The organism is Paraburkholderia sp. Ac-20340 (assembly GCF_017104965.1).
Lineage (GTDB): Bacteria > Pseudomonadota > Gammaproteobacteria > Burkholderiales > Burkholderiaceae > Paraburkholderia.
In genome coordinates, this window is the sequence record NZ_JAAGPR010000008.1 from 249,214 (window position 1) to 268,451 (window position 19,238).

At 62.5% G+C, this 19,238-nt stretch carries 17 protein-coding genes and 1 pseudogene; 15 read left to right on the top strand and 3 right to left on the bottom strand.

Annotated features, from left to right (window positions below; all coding sequences use genetic code 11):
- The first annotated feature begins 81 nt into the window (after positions 1 to 81).
- From G3N59_RS13820 to G3N59_RS13875, 12 genes and pseudogenes are all read left to right on the top strand, one after another.
- Positions 82 to 852: a ParA family protein gene (locus G3N59_RS13820; protein ID WP_205983185.1), complete on the top strand. Its 771-nt coding sequence runs from the start codon at positions 82 to 84 to the stop codon at positions 850 to 852.
- A gap of 19 nt (positions 853 to 871) precedes the next feature.
- A complete protein-coding gene (locus G3N59_RS13825; RefSeq protein WP_205983186.1) occupies positions 872 to 1,759 on the top strand; it encodes a ParB/RepB/Spo0J family partition protein in 888 nt (295 codons plus the stop codon).
- Positions 1,760 to 1,828: 69 nt separating this feature from the next.
- On the top strand, positions 1,829 to 2,938 hold the full coding sequence (locus G3N59_RS13830; RefSeq protein ID WP_205983256.1) for an SLC13 family permease: 1,110 nt from the start codon (positions 1,829 to 1,831) through the stop codon (positions 2,936 to 2,938).
- A gap of 445 nt (positions 2,939 to 3,383) precedes the next feature.
- Positions 3,384 to 3,836, top strand: a pseudogene (locus G3N59_RS13835) (ATP synthase subunit I); the annotation flags it as partial.
- A gap of 190 nt (positions 3,837 to 4,026) precedes the next feature.
- On the top strand, positions 4,027 to 4,878 hold the full coding sequence (gene atpB / locus G3N59_RS13840; protein WP_205983188.1) for a F0F1 ATP synthase subunit A: 852 nt from the start codon (positions 4,027 to 4,029) through the stop codon (positions 4,876 to 4,878).
- A 74-nt stretch (positions 4,879 to 4,952) separates the two neighbouring features.
- Positions 4,953 to 5,231 (top strand): F0F1 ATP synthase subunit C, encoded by a 279-nt coding sequence (gene atpE, locus G3N59_RS13845; RefSeq protein ID WP_027815999.1) that lies wholly within the window; start codon positions 4,953 to 4,955, stop codon positions 5,229 to 5,231.
- 135 nt (positions 5,232 to 5,366) lie between these two features.
- Positions 5,367 to 5,837 (top strand): F0F1 ATP synthase subunit B, encoded by a 471-nt coding sequence (locus G3N59_RS13850; protein ID WP_027816000.1) that lies wholly within the window; start codon positions 5,367 to 5,369, stop codon positions 5,835 to 5,837.
- Positions 5,838 to 5,839: 2 nt separating this feature from the next.
- Positions 5,840 to 6,379: a F0F1 ATP synthase subunit delta gene (locus G3N59_RS13855; RefSeq protein ID WP_205983189.1), complete on the top strand. Its 540-nt coding sequence runs from the start codon at positions 5,840 to 5,842 to the stop codon at positions 6,377 to 6,379.
- 67 nt (positions 6,380 to 6,446) lie between these two features.
- Positions 6,447 to 7,988: a F0F1 ATP synthase subunit alpha gene (gene atpA, locus G3N59_RS13860; protein ID WP_205983190.1), complete on the top strand. Its 1,542-nt coding sequence runs from the start codon at positions 6,447 to 6,449 to the stop codon at positions 7,986 to 7,988.
- An 84-nt stretch (positions 7,989 to 8,072) separates the two neighbouring features.
- Positions 8,073 to 8,957 (top strand): F0F1 ATP synthase subunit gamma, encoded by an 885-nt coding sequence (atpG, locus tag G3N59_RS13865; RefSeq protein WP_205983191.1) that lies wholly within the window; start codon positions 8,073 to 8,075, stop codon positions 8,955 to 8,957.
- A 79-nt stretch (positions 8,958 to 9,036) separates the two neighbouring features.
- Entirely contained in the window at positions 9,037 to 10,431 is a 1,395-nt protein-coding gene (gene atpD, locus G3N59_RS13870; protein WP_205983192.1) for a F0F1 ATP synthase subunit beta, read from the top strand.
- A gap of 79 nt (positions 10,432 to 10,510) precedes the next feature.
- Positions 10,511 to 10,936, top strand: coding sequence for a F0F1 ATP synthase subunit epsilon (locus G3N59_RS13875; RefSeq protein WP_042296371.1), 426 nt, complete (start codon positions 10,511 to 10,513; stop codon positions 10,934 to 10,936).
- A gap of 127 nt (positions 10,937 to 11,063) precedes the next feature.
- Here G3N59_RS13875 and G3N59_RS13880 read toward each other — a convergent pair whose 3' ends face one another.
- On the bottom strand, positions 11,064 to 11,282 hold the full coding sequence (locus G3N59_RS13880; protein WP_205983193.1) for a hypothetical protein: 219 nt from the start codon (positions 11,280 to 11,282) through the stop codon (positions 11,064 to 11,066).
- Between G3N59_RS13880 and G3N59_RS13885 the strand changes: the two genes are divergently transcribed.
- The gene (locus G3N59_RS13885) at positions 11,281 to 13,023 is read left to right on the top strand and encodes an AMP-binding protein (RefSeq protein ID WP_205983194.1); all 1,743 of its coding nucleotides are present in this window, start codon (positions 11,281 to 11,283) and stop codon (positions 13,021 to 13,023) included. The two genes, G3N59_RS13880 and G3N59_RS13885, sit on opposite strands and share 2 nt — an antisense overlap.
- A 787-nt stretch (positions 13,024 to 13,810) precedes the next feature.
- Here G3N59_RS13885 and G3N59_RS13890 read toward each other — a convergent pair.
- The gene (locus G3N59_RS13890) at positions 13,811 to 14,611 is read right to left on the bottom strand and encodes a transporter substrate-binding domain-containing protein (RefSeq protein WP_205983195.1); all 801 of its coding nucleotides are present in this window, start codon (positions 14,609 to 14,611) and stop codon (positions 13,811 to 13,813) included.
- A 265-nt stretch (positions 14,612 to 14,876) separates the two neighbouring features.
- Here G3N59_RS13890 and hemE point away from each other — a divergent pair, with 265 nt between their 5' ends.
- On the top strand, positions 14,877 to 15,965 hold the full coding sequence (hemE, locus tag G3N59_RS13895) for a uroporphyrinogen decarboxylase (RefSeq protein WP_205983196.1): 1,089 nt from the start codon (positions 14,877 to 14,879) through the stop codon (positions 15,963 to 15,965).
- A gap of 426 nt (positions 15,966 to 16,391) precedes the next feature.
- Positions 16,392 to 18,674, top strand: coding sequence for a primosomal protein N' (locus G3N59_RS13900; protein ID WP_205983197.1), 2,283 nt, complete (start codon positions 16,392 to 16,394; stop codon positions 18,672 to 18,674).
- A gap of 180 nt (positions 18,675 to 18,854) precedes the next feature.
- Here the strand turns inward: G3N59_RS13900 and G3N59_RS13905 are convergent, their stop codons facing one another.
- Positions 18,855 to 19,004, bottom strand: coding sequence for a hypothetical protein (locus tag G3N59_RS13905; RefSeq protein WP_205983198.1), 150 nt, complete (start codon positions 19,002 to 19,004; stop codon positions 18,855 to 18,857).
- Positions 19,005 to 19,238: the final 234 nt, after the last annotated feature.

A 19,238-nucleotide genomic window follows, 5' to 3' on the forward strand; every position in this document is an offset into this window, starting at 1 on the left:
GCCGAAAGGCCGAATAGCGCGGCCCACAAGGCTGCGCTAACGTAAGCAAACTTTCAAGGCAGTAAAAGGGACACACACAAGATGGCAAAAATCTTCTGCGTTGCGAACCAGAAGGGCGGCGTCGGCAAGACGACGACAACGGTCAATCTCGCCGCGAGCCTCGCATCGCAGGGACAGCGTGTCCTTCTCATCGATCTCGACCCGCAGGGCAATGCCACGATGGGCAGCGGCATCGACAAGGCCGCCTGCGAGTACACCGTGTACGAAGTGCTCGTCGATGGCATCTCGGTGCCCGACGCACGCACGAGCCCCGAGCATGTCGGCTACGACGTGCTGCCCGCGAACCGCGAACTGGCCGGCGCCGAAGTCGAGCTGGTGTCGGTCGATCAACGCGAACGTCGTTTGAAGAACGCACTGGCCCAGGTGGACGATCAATACGACTTCGTGCTGATCGACTGCCCGCCCGCGCTGTCGCTGCTCACGCTGAACGGCCTGTGCGCAGCGCACGGCGTCGTGATCCCGATGCAGTGCGAGTACTTCGCGCTCGAAGGTCTGTCGGATCTCGTGAACACGATCAAGCAGGTCCACGCGAACATGAATCGCGACCTGAAGGTCATCGGCTTGTTGCGCGTGATGTTCGATCCGCGCATCACGCTGCAGCAGCAGGTGTCGGAGCAACTCAAGGAGCACTTTGGCGACAAGGTGTTCGACGCGGTGATCCCGCGCAATGTGCGTCTCGCGGAGGCACCCAGCTACGGCTTGCCGGGCGTGGTGTTCGATCGCGCCTCGCGCGGTGCGCAGGCCTACGTGCAGTTCGGCGCGGAAATGATCGAGCGCGTGCGCGCGCTCTGACGCAGACTGGGGAAGCACGATGAACGCAGTAGCACGTAAGAAAGGATTGGGCCGAGGACTCGAAGCATTGCTCGGCGGCAGCGCGGACATCACCGAAGCGGTGAAGATCGAAGGCGCACCCAACACGCTCCCGCTCACGCAGATGCAGGCGGGCAAGTACCAGCCACGTACGCGCATGGACGAAGGCGCGCTTCAGGAACTCGCCGCGAGCATTCGCGCGCAGGGTCTGATGCAGCCGATTCTCGTGCGTCCGATCGGCGGCGATCGTTACGAGATCATCGCCGGCGAGCGACGTTTCCGCGCCGCGAATATCGCGGGTCTGACGGAAGTGCCGGTACTCGTGAAGGACGTGCCGGACCAGGCCGCCGCCGCGATGGCGCTGATCGAGAACATCCAGCGCGAAGATCTGAATCCGCTGGAAGAGGCGCAGGGCATCCAGCGTCTGCTCGACGAATTCAATTTCACGCATGAGCAGGCCGCGGAATCGGTCGGGCGCTCGCGCAGCGCAGTATCGAATCTGCTGCGTCTGTTGAATCTGGCGATGCCGGTACAGACGATGCTGCTCGCCGGCGACCTCGACATGGGTCATGCGCGCGCGCTGCTCGCGGTGGATGCGGCAACGCAGATCCAGCTCGCGCATCAGGTGGTCAATCGGCGCCTGTCCGTGCGTGAAACGGAAAAGCTCGTTGCGGCCACAACCAAGGCCGTACCGGCAGTCAAAGCCAAGGTTGCGCAGGATGGCGGGCGCGATACGCGTCGGCTCGAGGAAGAGTTGTCTGACCTCTTGGCCGCGACGGTCAAGATCAAAGTGGGCCGCCGTGGAAGAGGTCAGTTGACTGTTGACTTCGGCGACCTCGATTCGCTTGAGGGCATCCTGCTGCGTCTGCGCGGCGAAACCGCAGTCTGACGCGCCACGCCGCGCCCAGTGCGAGAATCCGACGCCGCCAAGCGCGGCTCCACGAACGAAACGCCGAACCTGTTGCAACGGTTCGGCGCGTTTGCTCGTGGCGAGCCGGTGCTGACGATCCTCGTCGTCGCATTCGTTGCGCTGCAGGTATTTGCGCCGCGCCCGTGGTCCACGCTACCGGCGCTGGTCGACTGGCAAACGGTGATGACGCTCGCCGGTTTGCTGATTCTCACCAAGGCGCTGGAATATTCAGGATTCCTCACATGGACGGCGCATCGCCTGGTCCATCGGATCCGCTCTGAGCGTTCGCTCGCTTTTTTGCTGATCGCGCTCGCGGCAGCGCTCTCGACCGTGGTGACCAACGACGTCGCGCTTTTCGTCGTGGTGCCGCTGGTGCTCTCGCTGCACAAGCTCACGCCGTTGCCGCTCAAGCGGCTCGTCATCATGATCGCACTGGCCGTGAATGCCGGCTCGGTGCTCACGCCGCTCGGCAATCCGCAGAACCTGTTTCTCTGGCAGTTGAGCGGCGCGTCGTTCGGTCGCTTCGTCGTCGCGCTTGCGCCGCTGTGCGTCCTGCTGATGGCGATGCTATTCGTGCTGGCCGCGCTGATGTTCAAACCACAGGCGCTCGACCTCACGAAAGACGTCGAAGAACATCCCGTCGATCGCGCGCTGGCCGGCGTGGCCGCTGTATTGTTCATCGGCTTTGTGCTGCTCGCCGATGCGCATCGCGCCGGCATCGCGCTGGCCGGAGTAGGGGCGGGCTTTTTGCTGTGGCGTGCGCGCATCGTTTTGAAGATCGACTGGCTGCTTTTGTTGATCTTCGTGCTGATGTTCATCGTTTTGCGCAGCGCGGCGGCGCTGCCCTGGATTCATCACGCACTCGCCGATCTCGCGTTGCAGACGCCCCTGCGCGCTTATGCCGCAGGAGCGGTTCTCTCGCAAGCGATCAGTAATGTTCCCGCCGCAATCGTGCTGGCCAACTTCACGCACGACTGGCGCGCGCTGGCATTCGGCGTTAGCGTGGGCGGCTTTGGGCTGGCGATCGGCTCGCTGGCCAACCTGATTGCCGTGCGTTTGTCCGGCGAACGCGGCGTATGGCTGCCGTTCCACCTGATCTCCATGCCATTCTGGTTAATCGCAGTATTTGGCGGCGGACTTTTGTTGTATTTTTTCTGACGGAAATGCGACAAGGCGGCGACACGAGCGCCGTTCCACGGTAAAATCGCGCCCCGTTTTGCCTGGCTCTCCTGAGTGCGGAACGTGCGGCGCGCGCTCCCTTACAGTTGGCATTACCCCCCGCGTAATGGCGTGTTTCCCGCATGATGAAGTAGCATTTCACGGGTGTTATTGAGCGGGCTAAAGTCTTGAATTGGCTGCAACTATCGCTTACAATCGCCCGGATTTATTTGGTTGGCGATGCTGTAAGCACGTTGCAAGAAACGCGCGCAAGGCAAATATCCGGAAGCAAACGATGGTGGGTCAGAGGCCAGACGAAGCGCCGCAGGCGCATGAAGGGCCCGATGGTCCGCAACGCGGGAGCGAAGCATCCAGCCATGAGCAGGATGCAGTAACGGATACGGCAGGAGCCACGGTGCGTAAAGGTACTGACCACAACGCAGAGTGGGACGCCGACCAGCCAGATAACAACGACATCGTTCCGCTCACCCGGGCAGAAGCCGAGCAGATCTTCGGCGCACAGGTGAGCCGCCCATCCCGCGTCACACCTTTTCGTGTCGTGGCGGCGCAAGTGGTTTTGTCCCTGGTTGCTACGCTGGTCTGGTGGCTGTTTTATAAGCCGCCGGGTGTGCATGCGCCGAGCGCCGTAGCGCTATCGGCGTTCCTGGGGGGAGCGATTTGTTGGGTACCGGGTGCGCTGTTCGCGGCGCGCCTCAAGCAGTTGAGCCGTGCAGCGACCGTGTTCAACTGGGTGCTCGGCGAAGCATTCAAGATGGGGGCGACGATAGCGATGTTCGTCGCCATCGCGTTCGGGTATCACGACGTGCAATGGATTCCGTTGCTCGTGACTTACCTGATCGCACTGAAGACATACTGGATCGCGCTTGCGTTGCGCTGACCCACGCTGACATCGCGCCGCGTTCTATCTATATAGAGCGCGTCGAAGCGATCGAGGCAGTGCTGGTTGGACAACGCGGGGCGGCACATGCGGAGTTATGACTCACTCCGCGGCGGTGTGTTCCCGCAATACAGTTTTGCGCGGGAACAGCCGGAACCGATTTTCGACAATTTGGGTGGCTTTTAACGATATGGCAGCTAGCGAAGGCACGCGCGCTCTGGATCCGTCAGAGTACATTGCGCACCACTTGCAGAACTTTTCCACCTCGCATCAGACGTCGATCGTCGATTTTCACGTCTGGAATATCGACACGCTGTTCTGGTCGATTCTCTGCGGCCTCGTGACCATCTTCCTGCTGCGTCTCGCTGCGCGTTCGGCGACCCCGGGCGTTCCGGGCCGCTTCCAGTGCGCGATCGAGATGCTGGTCGAAATGGTCGAAGACCAGTCGAAGTCCATCATTCACGGCAATCGTAAATTCATCGCCCCGCTGGCTCTGACGGTGTTCGTCTGGGTTGCGCTGATGAACTGTCTCGACTTCATCCCCGTCGACCTGCCGGGCCGCGTGATCGGCTGGCTGGGTCTGTCCGAAGCACTGCCGCACCAGCGTATTGTCCCGACCGCCGACCTTAACGGCACGTTCGGTATCGCGCTCGGCGTCTTCGTGCTGATGATCTATTACAACCTCAAGATCAAGGGTCCTGGCGGCTTCGTGCACGAACTGCTGTCGGCCCCGTTCGGTTCGCATCCGCTGCTGTGGATCCCGAACCTTGCACTCAACATCATCGAGTTCGTCGCCAAGACGGTTTCGCTCGCGCTGCGGTTGTTCGGCAACATGTACGCAGGCGAACTGCTGTTCCTGCTGATCGCCCTGCTGGGCAGTCTCTGGACCTTCGGTGCGGACACGACGGTGCTTGGCTTCATCGGCCACGTGATTGCAGGTAGCGTCTGGGCGATCTTCCACATCCTGATCGTTCTGCTGCAAGCGTTCATTTTCATGATGCTGACGCTGGTGTATATCGGCCAGGCACACGACAGCCACTAAGCGGCAGTCGAACCAAGAATTGCAGTTTTAAGTTTCAAATCCCCAGTTCCAGAAAATCTCACAAAGGAGTGATCATGCAAGCTTTCATCGCCAACATCCAGGGTTTCACGGCCATCGGTATCGGCATCATCATCGGCCTGGGTGCAATTGGCGCCTGTATCGGTATCGGCCTGATGGGCGGCAAGTACATCGAAGCGTGCGCACGTCAGCCTGAACTGATGAACCCGCTGCAAACGAAGATGTTCCTGCTGGCTGGTCTGATCGATGCAGCGTTCCTGATCGGTGTTGGTGTTGCAATGCTGTTCGCGTTCGCGAATCCGCTGCTGTCGAAGCTCGCCGCGGTCGCGGGCTAAGTTCCCTGGAAGGTTGCGCCTGACCTATAACGGAATGGCGCAGAGCGGAACGGGTGACGAGGCGCTGATCGAGTTTCACAACCGATGAGCGCCTTGCCGTTTCAATTCCCCGGAATAGCTGATTAAGGAAACACCGTGAATCTCAACGCAACCCTGTTTGCGCAAATGGTCGTGTTCCTGATCCTCGCGTGGTTCACGATGAAATTCGTGTGGCCGCCGTTGATCAACGCCCTCGACGAGCGCTCGAAGAAGATCGCTGACGGCCTCGCGGCTGCTGAAAAGGGTAAGCAGGAACTCGAAGCGGCGCACAAGCGCGTAGGCGAAGAACTCGCTTCGGCCCGTAACGAGGGTCAAAGCCGTATTGCCGACGCAGAAAAGCGCGCTCTGGCTGTCGCAGAAGAAATCAAGGCCCAGGCACAAGCTGAAGCGGCCCGCATCATCGCTACGGCGAAGGCGGACGCAGACCAGCAGGTCGTCAAGGCACGTGAAGCTCTGCGCGCCGAAGTCGCTGCTCTCGCTGTGCAAGGCGCCGAACAGATCCTGAAGCGCGAAGTCGATCAGTCGGCACATGCCGAACTGCTGAATCAACTGAAAGCCGAGCTCTGATCATGGCCGAACTTGCAACCATCGCCCGCCCGTACGCAGAAGCCCTGTTTGGCGTGGCCGAAGCAGGGGACCTGGCCGCCTGGTCCACGCTCGTTACGGAGCTGGCACAGGTTGCGTCCGTGCCCGACGTGCTGTCGGTCGCATCGAGCCCGAAAGTCAGTCATGCACAGGTCGTCGAGCTGCTGCTCGCGGCGGTGAAGTCCCCGCTCAAGGATTCGGCCGAGGCGAAGAACCTCGTTCAGATGCTCGTCGCGAATCACCGCCTGGAACTGCTGCCGGAAATCCACACGCAGTTCGAAGCGCTCAAGAACGCCAAGGCCGGTGCAGCAGACGCGCTGATCGTCAGCGCGTTCCCGCTCGAAGGCGCGCAACTGGCCGAACTTCTCGCCAGCCTCGAACGCAAGTTCAAATGCAAGCTGAAGCCGACTGTCGAGATCGACAAGTCGCTTATCGGCGGCGTGCGCGTGACGGTCGGCGACGAAGTGCTCGATACCTCGGTCCGCGCGCGGCTCGCCAGCATGCAGGCGGCTTTGACCGCTTGAACGCCTCGATCGCAACGATCGGGCGTGGCGGCTGGCACGCAACAGAATTGAACATCAGGAGCGAATAATGCAACTCAATCCCTCTGAGATCAGCGAGCTGATCAAGAGCCGGATCCAGGGCCTTGAAGCGAGCGCGGACGTTCGCAACCAGGGCACCGTGATCTCCGTGACCGACGGCATCGTGCGCATCCACGGCCTGTCGGACGTGATGCAAGGCGAAATGCTCGAATTCCCGGGCAACACCTTCGGTCTCGCGCTGAACCTCGAGCGTGACTCGGTCGGCGCCGTGATTCTCGGTGAATACGAACACATTTCGGAAGGCGACATCGTCAAGACGACGGGCCGCATTCTGGAAGTCCCGGTTGGTCCGGAACTGATCGGCCGCGTGGTCGATCCGCTCGGCAACCCGATCGACGGCAAGGGCCCGGTCAACGCCAAGATGACCGACGCGATCGAAAAGATCGCGCCGGGCGTGATCTGGCGTGAAGGCGTGTCGCAGCCGGTGCAAACCGGTCTGAAGTCGATCGACGCAATGGTGCCGATCGGCCGTGGCCAGCGTGAGCTGATCATCGGCGACCGTCAGTGCGGCAAGACCGCAGTGGCCGTCGACACGATCATCAACCAGAAGGGCAAGGATCTGATCTGTATCTACGTCGCCATCGGTCAGAAGGCTTCGTCGATCCAGAACGTGCTGCGCAAGCTCGAAGAAACCGGCGCGATCGAGTACACGATCGTCGTCGCGGCTTCGGCTTCGGAATCGGCTGCGCTGCAGTACCTCGCACCGTACGCCGGCTGCACGATGGGCGAATACTTCCGCGATCGCGGTCAAGATGCCCTGATCATTTATGACGATTTGACCAAGCAAGCCTGGGCATACCGTCAGATCTCGCTGCTGCTGCGCCGCCCGCCGGGCCGCGAAGCTTACCCCGGCGACGTGTTCTATCTCCACTCGCGTCTGCTCGAGCGCGCTGCACGCGTGTCGGCTGACTACGTCGAGAAGTTCACGAACGGTGAAGTCAAGGGCAAGACGGGTTCGCTGACGGCACTGCCGATCATCGAAACGCAAGCTGGCGACGTGACCGCATTCGTTCCGACGAACGTGATCTCGATTACCGACGGCCAGATCTTCCTGGAAACCGACCTGTTCAACGCAGGCATCCGCCCGGCAATCAACGCCGGCGTGTCGGTGTCGCGTGTTGGCGGTGCGGCTCAGACGAAGGTCGTGAAGAAGCTGTCGGGCGGTATCCGTACCGACCTCGCGCAGTACCGTGAACTGGCAGCATTCGCCCAGTTCGCATCGGACCTCGACGAAGCGACCCGCAAGCAGCTCGAGCGCGGTCGCCGCGTGACCGAACTGCTCAAGCAGCCCCAGTACCAGCCGCTGCAAGTCTGGGAACTGGCTGTGGCGCTGTTCTCGGCCAACAACGGCTACCTCGACGACATCGACGTCGCCGAAGTGCTGCCGTTCGAAAAGGGCCTGCGCGAATACCTGAAGTCGAAGCACGCCGACCTCGTCGCGCGCATCGAGGACAAGAAGGACCTGGCGAAGGACGACGAGAACGCGCTCCACGCGGCTCTCAAGGACTTCAAGAAGTCCGGCGCATACTGATCCGTCCGCGAATCAATCTGGATAATCGGACTGGGACCCGAGTAAGCGTGTGAACGCGAACTCGGGTCGACAAAGGAGCAAGCAATGGCTGGAATGAAGGAAATTCGCGGCAAGATCAAGAGCGTGCAAAACACGCGCAAGATCACCAAGGCGATGGAAATGGTCGCGGCATCGAAGATGCGCCGCGCCCAGGAGCGCATGCGCGCTGCTCGCCCGTATGCCGATAAGGTCCGCGACATCGCTGCGCACATGAGCCGTGCGAACCCCGAGTATCGCCATCCGTTCATGACGGAAAACAACGATGCGAAGGTCGCCGGCGTGATTCTCGTCACGACCGACAAGGGTCTGTGCGGCGGGATGAACACCAACGTGCTGCGCGCGACGCTGCAGAAGTTCAAGGATCTGGAAGCGTCCGGCAAGTCGATCGAAGCAACTGCGATCGGCAGCAAGGGCCTCGGTTTCCTGAACCGTCTGCGCGCGAAGACTGTCTCGAACGTCGTGCAGCTCGGCGACACGCCCCATCTCGAAAAGCTGATCGGCGCCATCAAGGTGCAACTCGACCAGTATTCGGAAGGCAAGCTGTCGGCGGTCTACCTGGCGTACACCCGCTTCGTCAACACGATGAAGCAGGAGCCGGTGATCGAGCAGCTGCTGCCGCTGTCGAACGAGCGCCTTGCAGGCGGCGAAGACGATGGCGCGACGCCGAAGTCGCAATGGGACTACATCTACGAGCCGGATGCGCAAACCGTCGTGGACGAACTGCTGGTGCGTTATGTCGAAGCTCTGGTCTATCAGGCCGTGGCGGAAAACATGGCATCGGAACAGTCGGCCCGTATGGTCGCGATGAAGGCCGCGTCGGATAACGCGAAGACGGTCATCAACGAACTGCAGCTCTCGTACAACAAGAGCCGCCAGGCCGCGATTACGAAAGAACTTTCGGAAATCGTCGGCGGCGCAGCAGCCGTCTGATAAACGCGAACCGATTGCGAACCGCGCCGGTGCTAAACCGGTGGGCGAGTGAAGAATTCAGGTATCTAAAGGAAAATCGATGAGTACAACTGCTTTGGTAGAAGGCAAGATCGTACAGTGCATCGGCGCGGTGATCGACGTGGAATTCCCGCGCGAGAGCATGCCGAAGATCTACGACGCGCTGGTTCTCGACGGGTCGGAACTGACCCTGGAAGTGCAGCAGCAGCTCGGCGACGGCGTTGTCCGTACGATCTGTCTGGGTGCGTCGGACGGCCTGCGCCGCGGCACCGTGGTCAAGAACACGGGCAAGCCCATCAGCGTGCCGGTCGGCAAGCCGACGCTCGGCCGTATCATGGACGTGCTCGGTCGCCCGATCGACGAAGCTGGCCCGATCTCGAACGAAGTCACGCGCGCGATCCACCAGAAGGCTCCGGCATTCGACGAGCTGTCGCCGTCGGCTGAACTGCTCGAAACCGGCATCAAGGTCATCGACCTGATCTGCCCGTTCGCAAAGGGCGGTAAGGTTGGCCTGTTCGGTGGCGCCGGTGTGGGCAAGACCGTCAACATGATGGAACTGATCAACAACATCGCGAAGGAACACGGTGGTTTCTCCGTGTTCGCCGGTGTTGGCGAGCGTACCCGCGAAGGGAACGACTTCTATCACGAAATGAAGGACTCGAACGTCCTGGACAAGGTTGCGCTGGTCTACGGCCAGATGAACGAGCCGCCGGGTAACCGTCTGCGCGTCGCGCTGACCGGTCTGACGATGGCTGAGCACTTCCGTGACGAAGGCCTCGACGTTCTGTTCTTCGTCGACAACATCTACCGTTTCACGCTGGCTGGCACGGAAGTGTCGGCACTGCTCGGCCGTATGCCGTCGGCAGTGGGCTATCAGCCGACGCTGGCTGAAGAAATGGGCAAGCTGCAAGAGCGCATCACGTCGACCAAGAAGGGCTCGATTACGTCGGTTCAGGCCGTGTACGTCCCTGCGGACGACTTGACCGACCCGTCGCCGGCTACGACCTTCGGCCACCTTGACGCAACCGTCGTTCTGTCGCGTGACATCGCTTCGCTGGGTATCTACCCGGCAGTCGATCCGCTCGACTCGACCTCGCGTCAGATCGACCCGAACGTGATCGGCGAAGAGCACTACTCGATCACGCGCCGCGTGCAGCAGACGCTCCAGCGCTACAAGGAACTGCGCGACATTATCGCGATTCTGGGCATGGACGAACTGTCGCCGGACGACAAGCTGTCGGTCGCTCGCGCACGTAAGATCCAGCGTTTCCTGTCGCAGCCGTTCCACGTCGCGGAAGTCTTCACGGGCTCGCCGGGCAAGTACGTGCCGCTGAAGGAAACCATCCGCGGCTTCAAGATGATCGTCGAAGGCGAATGCGATCACCTGCCGGAGCAGGCGTTCTACATGGTCGGCACGATCGACGAAGCCTTCGAAAAGGCCAAGAAGATCCAGTAAGGGTTAGTTGCCTAAGTGCGAACAGGTCATGCGGCCTGTTCGCTACAGCAGCCAATTAATCCCCAAGGAGTCGACACATATGGCAGCAACCATCAAGGTAGACGTCGTCAGCGCCGAAGAGAGCATCTTCAACGGCCAGGCGAAGTTCATCGCGCTTCCGGGTGAAGCCGGCGAGCTGGGCATTCTGCCGGGCCACACGCCGCTGATCACGCGGATTCGTCCGGGTGCGGTGCGCATCGTGGCCGAAAACGGTGACGAAGAGTTCGTGTTCGTCGCAGGCGGCATTCTCGAAGTGCAGCCGGGCGCCGTGACGGTGCTCGCCGACACCGCGATCCGTGGTAAGGATCTCGACGAAGCGAAGGCCGCCGAAGCGCGCAAGCGTGCCGAAGAGGCGCTGCAGAACGCCGGTTCGAACCTCGAGTACGCAACCGCACAGGCCGAACTGGCCTACGCAGTGGCGCAACTCGCGGCGATCCAGCGCCTGCGCAAGATGAACCAGCATTAAATATCGCGACAGCGCGCCTTTGCGGGTGTGCTGGGCGTTGTGAAACGGGCTCCCCTGGCGGGAGCCCGTTTTTTTTCGTCCGCGCGTTTCGGGGACTTCCCGGATCTCCTTGCCCGACATCGGAAAATCACTTGACGTTTACGGAAAGGTAATGCGAAATCATGCCTTCGTATTCGCCGATGGTGCTTGCGGCGAGCGTGAATCGCGGCGCATGCGCTGCGGGTAAGACTTGATGCCGCCGCCAGGAAAGCCGGTGGCAGAATGGTTTTTGCTTGGCGCTTTCCAGATCGCAGGTTTCCAAATCCATATCGAACGGGACGGAGACTCCCGGGGAGACAGCCACCATGGCAATCGACGCAGCAGGTGCGCAGGCAGCGCTCATCGCGCCGAAAGACGGGCTTTCCTACGTGCGCGGCTCGACCGCCACGCCTTTGAGCGATGCGACCCTCGGCGCGTTTTTACTCGACACGGCGCGGCGCTTTCCCGAGCGCCCGGCGGTCGTGTTTCGCGAGCAGGGCATTCGCTGGAGCTGGCGAGAATTCGCCGATGAGGTGGATGTGCTGGCCGTGGGCTTTCTCGCGCTCGGTATCGAGCCGGGCGAGCGCGTGGGTATCTGGTCGCCGAACCGCGTGGAATGGCTGCTCACGCAGTTTGCGACGGCGCGCATCGGCGCCGTGCTGGTCAACATCAATCCGGCCTATCGTCTGGCCGAACTCGAATACGCGCTGAACAAGGTGGGCTGCAAGGCCATCGTCGCGGCCGAGAGCTTCAAGACCTCGAAGTATCTGGAGATGCTGCAGACGCTCGCGCCCGAACTCGCGAGCGCAACGCCGGGCGATCTGCACGCGGCGAAGCTGCCCGATCTGCGCGCGGTGATCCGCATGTGCGACACCGACACGCCCGGCATGCTCAATTTCAGCGACGTGATCGAGCAGGGCCGCGAGCGTCTCGCACAAGCCGGCAAGGCCGAACTCGACGCGCTGGGCGCTACGCCCGCCCCCGACGATCCGATCAACATCCAGTTCACCAGCGGCACGACGGGCAACCCGAAGGGCGCGACGCTCACGCATCGCAACGTGCTCAACAACGGCCGTTTTATCGCCATGGCGATGCGGCTCACCGAGGAAGACTCGCTCTGCATTCCGGTGCCGCTGTATCACTGCTTCGGCATGGTGCTCGCGGTGCTGGCCTGCGTTTCCGTGGGCGCGAACATGGTGTTCCCCGGCGAGGCGTTCGACCCGCGCGCGACGCTGCAGGCCGTCTCGGAGGAGCGCTGCACCGCGTTGCATGGCGTGCCGACGATGTTCATCGCGGAACTCGATCATCCCGATTTCGCGAGCTTCGATCTCTCGCGGCTGCGCACCGGCATCATGGCGGGCTCGCCGTGCCCGATCGAAACCATGAAGCGCGTGGTCTCGAAGATGCATCTCGCGGAAATCACCATCGCCTACGGCATGACGGAAACGAGCCCGGTGTCGTTCCAGAGCTCGACCGCCGATCCGCTCGACAAGCGCACGACCACGGTGGGGCGCATCCAGCCGCATCTGGAAGTGAAGATCGTCGATCCGCTGGGCAATATCGTGCCGGTGGGCGAGACGGGCGAACTCTGCACCAAGGGTTATTCGGTGATGCGCGGCTATTGGGGCGACGACGCGAAAACGGCCGAGTCGATCGTCGATGGCTGGATGCATACGGGCGATCTCGCGACGCTCGACGCCGAGGGCTACTGCAATATCGTCGGGCGGCTAAAGGACATGTTGATTCGCGGCGGCGAGAATATTTATCCGCGTGAAATCGAGGAGTTTCTGTTCCGTCATCCGAAGGTGCAGACGGTGCAGGTGTTCGGCGTGCCCGATGCGAAGTACGGCGAGGAAGTGTGCGCGTGGATCGTGCTGCGTCCCGGCGAAGGCGCGACGGCCGAGGAAATCCAGGCGTTCTGCCAGGGGCAGATTGCGCACTACAAGATTCCGAAATACATCCGCTTCGTCGATGAACTGCCGATGACGGTGACGGGCAAGGTGCAGAAGTTCGTGATGCGCGCGCGCATGATCGACGAACTCAAGATTGGCGAGCAGAAAACCGCTTGATCGAGACGCGGGAAAATAATCGGGATGCCGAACGAATGAGCGGAAATCTGCGGGCGGAAATCTGCACCCGCTCATTCGAATCGGAATACTGTTTTGCACAAACCAATAGTCATACCGATGCGCAAAAAAGCATCGATAAAAAGCGCTCAAAACAGGGGTTTGGGAATCTGCAGACGAAAAAAAAGCGGGCCTGGAGCCCGCTAAAAACCACACGCTACGGGGTTAGCGCGAGGAGACCAAAGGAGGAGCCGGCTAGAAACGTATAAAAACGCCGGTCACGGCTCCAGCAAGGATGCCCCTAAGAAAGGGCTTCGGCATAATGCCGACCGGCCGGTGATCGTGTCCGCTCACACTGGCACCGAGCCACATCCGTGTTGAAACCGTTGAAGGCATTGTGGGCGAATTAATGAAGCTTCGCGGTAACAAAGTGTTTCAGGTTGTAACGCCCGTCCGATAAGGCTCGGCGGGACTTTTTGCCATCCTGAGCGTTTTGCGAAAGTCATTTTTACCTGCATTTTAGTGCGCTGCGTAACCGTAAAAATGCGTTTTGTAACGCCGCAATTCCATGTGCATGAAGGAAGCCCCGCTGATTGGGCGAAGCAGGGTATACGTCACACAAAAGGCATGATGCATGGCGCACATGCAGCGAGCATTCACGTTCGCATTCATGTGCGTCATGCAATGATTCGTCATATCCAATTGCAACGAGTGGTTGCAACTCGTCATACGGTTTAACGAATGTTGTCGCGTCGGGACGAGCGCGCGGCGATCAATTCGATGCGCAATATCACTTCAACCACTTGTCCGAGATCGTCTGATACTCGCCGCTCGCGCGCGCGAGATGCAGCCATTGATCGACGTATTGCTGGAACACCACGTCGCCGCGCGGCACCATCCACGCTTTTTCGCCGTACTGGAACGGGTTGTCGGGATGCACGGAACACAGTCCGGGATTGAGCTTCTGTTGCAGAAGCGTTTCGGATGCGTCGGTCACCATCACATCGGCTTTGCCCACGAGGATCTGCTTGAAGATCGTCACGTTGTCGGGGTACACGGTGAGATTCGCGTGCGGGAAAAACTGCTTCGCAAAGCGCTCGTTCGTGCCGCCCGGATTCACGATCACGCGCGTCGAAGGCTGGTCGATCTGCGCAACGCTTTGATACTTGCTCACGTCATCGCAACGCACGATGGGCGTCTTTCCGTCGACCTGATAGGCCTCGGTAAAGAACGCGCGCTTCTGGCGCTCGAGCGTGGTCGAGACGCCGCCCACGGCCACATCGCATTTCGCGAGGAAGTCGGTCATGAGGTTCGACCACGTGGTCTTCACGAACTCGGCCTTCACGCCCAGCGACTTCGCAAGCGACTCCGTCATGTCGATGTCGATCCCTTCGAACGTGCCGTCCGGCCTGTAGAACGAGTAGGGCTTGTAGTCGCCGGTCGTGCAGGCGCGCAGCGTGCCGCGCGCGAGCACGTCGTCGAGCCGCGAGGCGCTCGCGCTGCCCTCGGCGAATGCGGCGGGCGTGACAGCCAGCGCCGTCAGCAACGTCGATACGAGCGCGCACGCCGCCGCGATCCTGTTCTTCTTCATATTGGGGTCTCCTCGTGCCCGATCTGGCCGATCGATGTCTGATGCGATGTCGGTGTTATGGAGCGAAAAGCTCATCGATCTTAGCCCGCACGCATCGGCGCGATAACCATGGACTCCACCGATAGGCGGTGGCCGCCCGCGCATCGCAGGCTCGCCGCGCGCACGCAGCACACACACTTATCCCGGCCATCAGCGCCATGCCGCGGCGGCGCCTCCGGTAAAATGACAGACTGCTTCCGATTCTCGCGCGCAAGCGCCTCCGCACGTGGCCCACACTCTTCTGAACGACACCTTCCTGCGCGCCTTGCTGCGCCAGCCGACCGAGTACACGCCGATCTGGCTGATGCGCCAGGCGGGCCGCTATCTGCCGGAGTACAACGCCACGCGTAGCCGCGCGGGCAGTTTCCTCGGCCTCGCGAAGAATCCCGATTACGCGACCGAAGTGACGTTGCAGCCGCTGGAGCGCTATCCGCTCGACGCCGCGATCCTGTTCTCGGACATCCTCACGATCCCCGACGCGATGGGCCTCGGCCTGTCGTTCCAGCAGGGCGAGGGTCCGAAGTTCGCGCATCCGGTGCGCACCGAAGCCGACGTCGCGAAGCTCGCGGTGCCGGATATCGGCGAAACACTCGGCTATGTGACCGATGCCGTGCGCGAAATCCGCCGCGCGCTCACCGATGCCGAAGGTCGCCAGCGCGTGCCGCTGATCGGCTTCTCGGGCAGCCCGTGGACGCTCGCGTGCTACATGGTCGAAGGCGGCGGTTCGGACGACTTCCGCACCGTGAAGTCGATGCTCTACGCGCGCCCGGACCTGATGACGCGCATTCTCGAAGTCAACGCGCAGGCCGTGGCCGCGTATCTGAACGCGCAGATCGAAGCGGGCGCGCAGGCCGTGATGATTTTCGATACCTGGGGCGGCGCGCTCGCGGACGGCATCTATCAGCGCTTCTCGCTCGAATACATCCGCCGCGTGGTGGCGCAGCTCAAGCGCGAGCACGACGGCCAGCGCGTGCCGGTCATCACCTTCACGAAGGGCGGCGGGCTGTGGCTCGACGAGATCGCGCAAACCGGTGTCGATGCGGTCGGCCTCGACTGGACCGTCAACCTCGGCCGTGCGCGCGAGCGCGTGGGCGACCGAGTGGCGCTGCAGGGCAATCTCGATCCGAACGTGCTGTTTGCATCGCCGGCGGCGATCCGCGAACAGGCGCGCGCGGTGCTCGACAGCTTCGGCGCGCACCCCGGCCACGTCTTCAACCTGGGCCACGGCATCTCGCAGTTCACGCCGCCGGAGAGCGTCTCCGAGCTGGTCGACGAGGTCCATCGTCATAGCCGCGCGATCCACGCCGGCGCCTGAGCTTTTGTTGCGTCGCAGCGATCTGGGCTCTGGGCACCAGGGTCGCGTGCGGCGCAACAGGCCATCCAGACGCCATCGCGCCGCTGTCAAGTCTTGACTTATACACACTTGCCACGTTGCGGCGCGCAAGAGGGAAATATTGCCGCAGGGCGTCAGCAAGGCCTGTGAACAATCAATCAGACCCTTGACAGATAAGGCTTTCGCCGCTCCACGGCCATTTGTGCGGTGTCCCACATAATGGCCCCACGCGGCGAGCAGCCGGGCGCTCGGGGGAAGTTCTTAACAAAGTTATCCACAGGCGTAGCGGCGCGGAGCGCGATTGTTCAGCCGAATCCAAAACTTAGCGCGAAAAGTGACGTTCCACATTAAGTTCGGGCGTCGGTGCGCCAGCGCACGTTGCATGTGCCGTCTGTCGCGGGGTGGAGCGTGACGCCATGCTTCGTGCGCGTCGCGCTGGATCATCCGCTGACCGCGCTTTACGACTATCGCTATCCGGCCAACGCCGCGCCGCCGCAGCCGGGCATGCTGGTGCGCGTGCCGTTCGGACGTCGCGAAGCGGTGGGGCTGATCTTCGAAGTGAGCGCTCACAGCGACGTGCCGGCCAACAAGCTGCGCGACGTGATCGCGGTGTGCGCATCGTGCCCGCCCCTGTCGGAACATTGGCTGGCGCTGGTGGGTTTTGCCGCTGATTACTACCAGCGCGGTTTGGGCGAAGTCGCGCTGCCGGCCTTGCCGCAGGCGCTGCGCGATCCCGCGCGCTGGGCGCGACTGCTTGCCCCTGAAGAGCGCTACCGCGTGCTGCCCGCCGGGCGCGAAGCCTTGCCCGATGCGCTGCCCGCACGCGCGCAGGCCTTGCGACGCCTCGCGCAGACGCTGGTGGACGCTGGCGAACTCGATCTCGCCGATGCCCGCGCGCTGCATCCCAAGGCCGCAGCCACGTTCGAATCGTGGCGCGAAGCGGGTTGGGTCGAATACGAATGCGTCGAGTTCGGCACGGCGCAATTCGGCGCGCATGGAGCGGCAAGCACGGCTGCAAAAACTACCGAGGCACAGTCCGCCAAACCCGCGCTTCATCAGCTCAGCGACGAGCAAACCACGGCAGTAGAGGCCATCCTCGAATCGACGGGTTTTGCGCCGTTTTTGCTGCATGGCGTCACGGGCAGCGGCAAGACCGAGGTGTATCTGCGCGCGCTCGCCGGCCTGCTCGAACGCGAGCCCGACGCCCAGGCGCTGGTCCTCGTCCCCGAAATCAATCTCACGCCGCAGTTCGAGGCCGCGTTCCGCACGCGCTTCGCGGGCGTGCTGCCCGAAGGCGCCATCGTCACGCTGCACAGCGGCCTGGCCGAAGGCGAACGCGCGCGTCACTGGCTGGCCGCGCACACGGGCCGTGCGCGCATCGTGCTGGGCACGCGGCTGGCCGTCATGGCGTCGATGCCGCGCCTCGCGATGCTGGTGGTGGACGAAGAACACGATCCCGCCTACAAGCAGCAGGAAGGGTTGCGCTACTCGGCGCGCGATCTGGCGGTGTGGCGCGCCAAGCAGCTCGGTGTGCCGGTCGTGCTGGGATCGGCCACGCCGTCGCTGGAAAGCTGGTGGCAGGCCGATCAGGGCCGCTATACGCGCCTCACGCTGTCACGCCGCGCGGTGGCCGAAGCCGTGCTGCCCACCGTCAAGCTGATCGATCTCGAAGAAGAGCGCCGCCGCGGCCGGGCGTCGTTCGAAGGCCTGTCCGGCCCGCTGGTCGCGGCGATGAAAGCGCGGCTCGAACGCGGCGAGCAAAGCCTGATCTTCCTGAATCGACGTGGCTACGCGCCGGTGCTCTCGTGCGACGCCTGCGGCTGGGTGGCGGGCTGCCCGCGCTGCAGCGCCTACGTGGTGCTGCACAAGCCCGAGCGGGCGCTGCGCTGCCATCACTGCGGCTGGGAATCGCGCATTCCGCACTCGTGCCCGGATTGCGGCAACGTCGATATCGCGCCGATGGGACGCGGCACGCAGCGCATCGAAGAAGCGCTGACGAGCGCGGTGCCGGGCGCACGCGTGCTGCGCATCGACGCCGACAGCACGCGCCGCAAGGGCAGCGCGCAGGCGCTCTTTTCGGACGTGCACGCGGGCGAGGTCGATATCCTCGTCGGCACGCAGATGGTCGCCAAGGGCCACGATTTCCAGCGCGTCTCGCTGGTGGGCGTCATGAACGCCGATAACGCGCTGTTCTCGCACGACTTCCGCGCCAGCGAGCGCCTGTTCGCGCAACTGATGCAGGTGAGCGGCCGCGCGGGCCGCGCCGGGTTGCCGGGCGAAGTGATGGTGCAGACGCGCTATCCGCGCCACGCGATCTATCACGCGCTGGCGCGGCACGATTACGTCGGCTTCGCCAATTCGCAGATCGCCGAGCGTCGCGACGCGCATCTGCCGCCGTTCGTCTATCAGGCCTTGCTGCGCGCCGAAGGGCGCACGCTGGAAGCGGCGCTGGCATTTCTCGCCGAAGCTGCACAGGCGCTCGCGGCGATGCCGACAGCCTCGCGCGTGATGGCCTACGACGCGGTGCCGCTGACGATCGTGAAGGTGATGAACGTGCATCGCGCGCAACTGCTCGTGGAAAGCAGCTCGCGCGCCGCGCTGCAGGCGACGCTGCGCGCGTGGCAACCCACGCTGCGCGGTCTGCGCGGCGTGTTGCGATGGAATCTCGAAGTCGATCCGCTCGATATCTGAGCGATGAAAGCGGGGCGCTCAAAAGCGCAACCCGCGCCTTCGAGGTGTCGAGACGCTCGCGCAACGCGATGGCCTGGTCCGTGGCCGATGCGATGCGGTGAGACGCGCCCGTGCCTTACCGCTGCGGTCATTTCGCCGATCTTTCCGATACTGGCTGCGCCGCCGCTGGCGCACGGCGGATCAGCGTTGCACCGCGTGGGCCGCTTCGCCGCTCTCAGGTTGCGCCATACGGACGCGCCGGGACGACACCGCCGTCGCGCCCCGGATAAACAGCACGGCGCACAGCGCGCACATGCTCCAGACACCTGCCACCACCATCCACTTTTCCATTTTTTGGTCCTCGCGCCGGACTGACCGGCTCCCCGTCATGCCTGTATATCGGCAATCGATGCGATTTGAACAGGGTGACAAAAAAGATTCACGCCCAGGGAAAATACCGAGCGCAACCCGCCGTCGCCCCGAACCCCGCCACTGGCCTCAAACCCAGGCTACACGGGGCTTTCGGCGTGGTGCAACCGCACCGCGAAATTGGTTGCACCTTTTTTTTGGGAGGGGTACGATTCG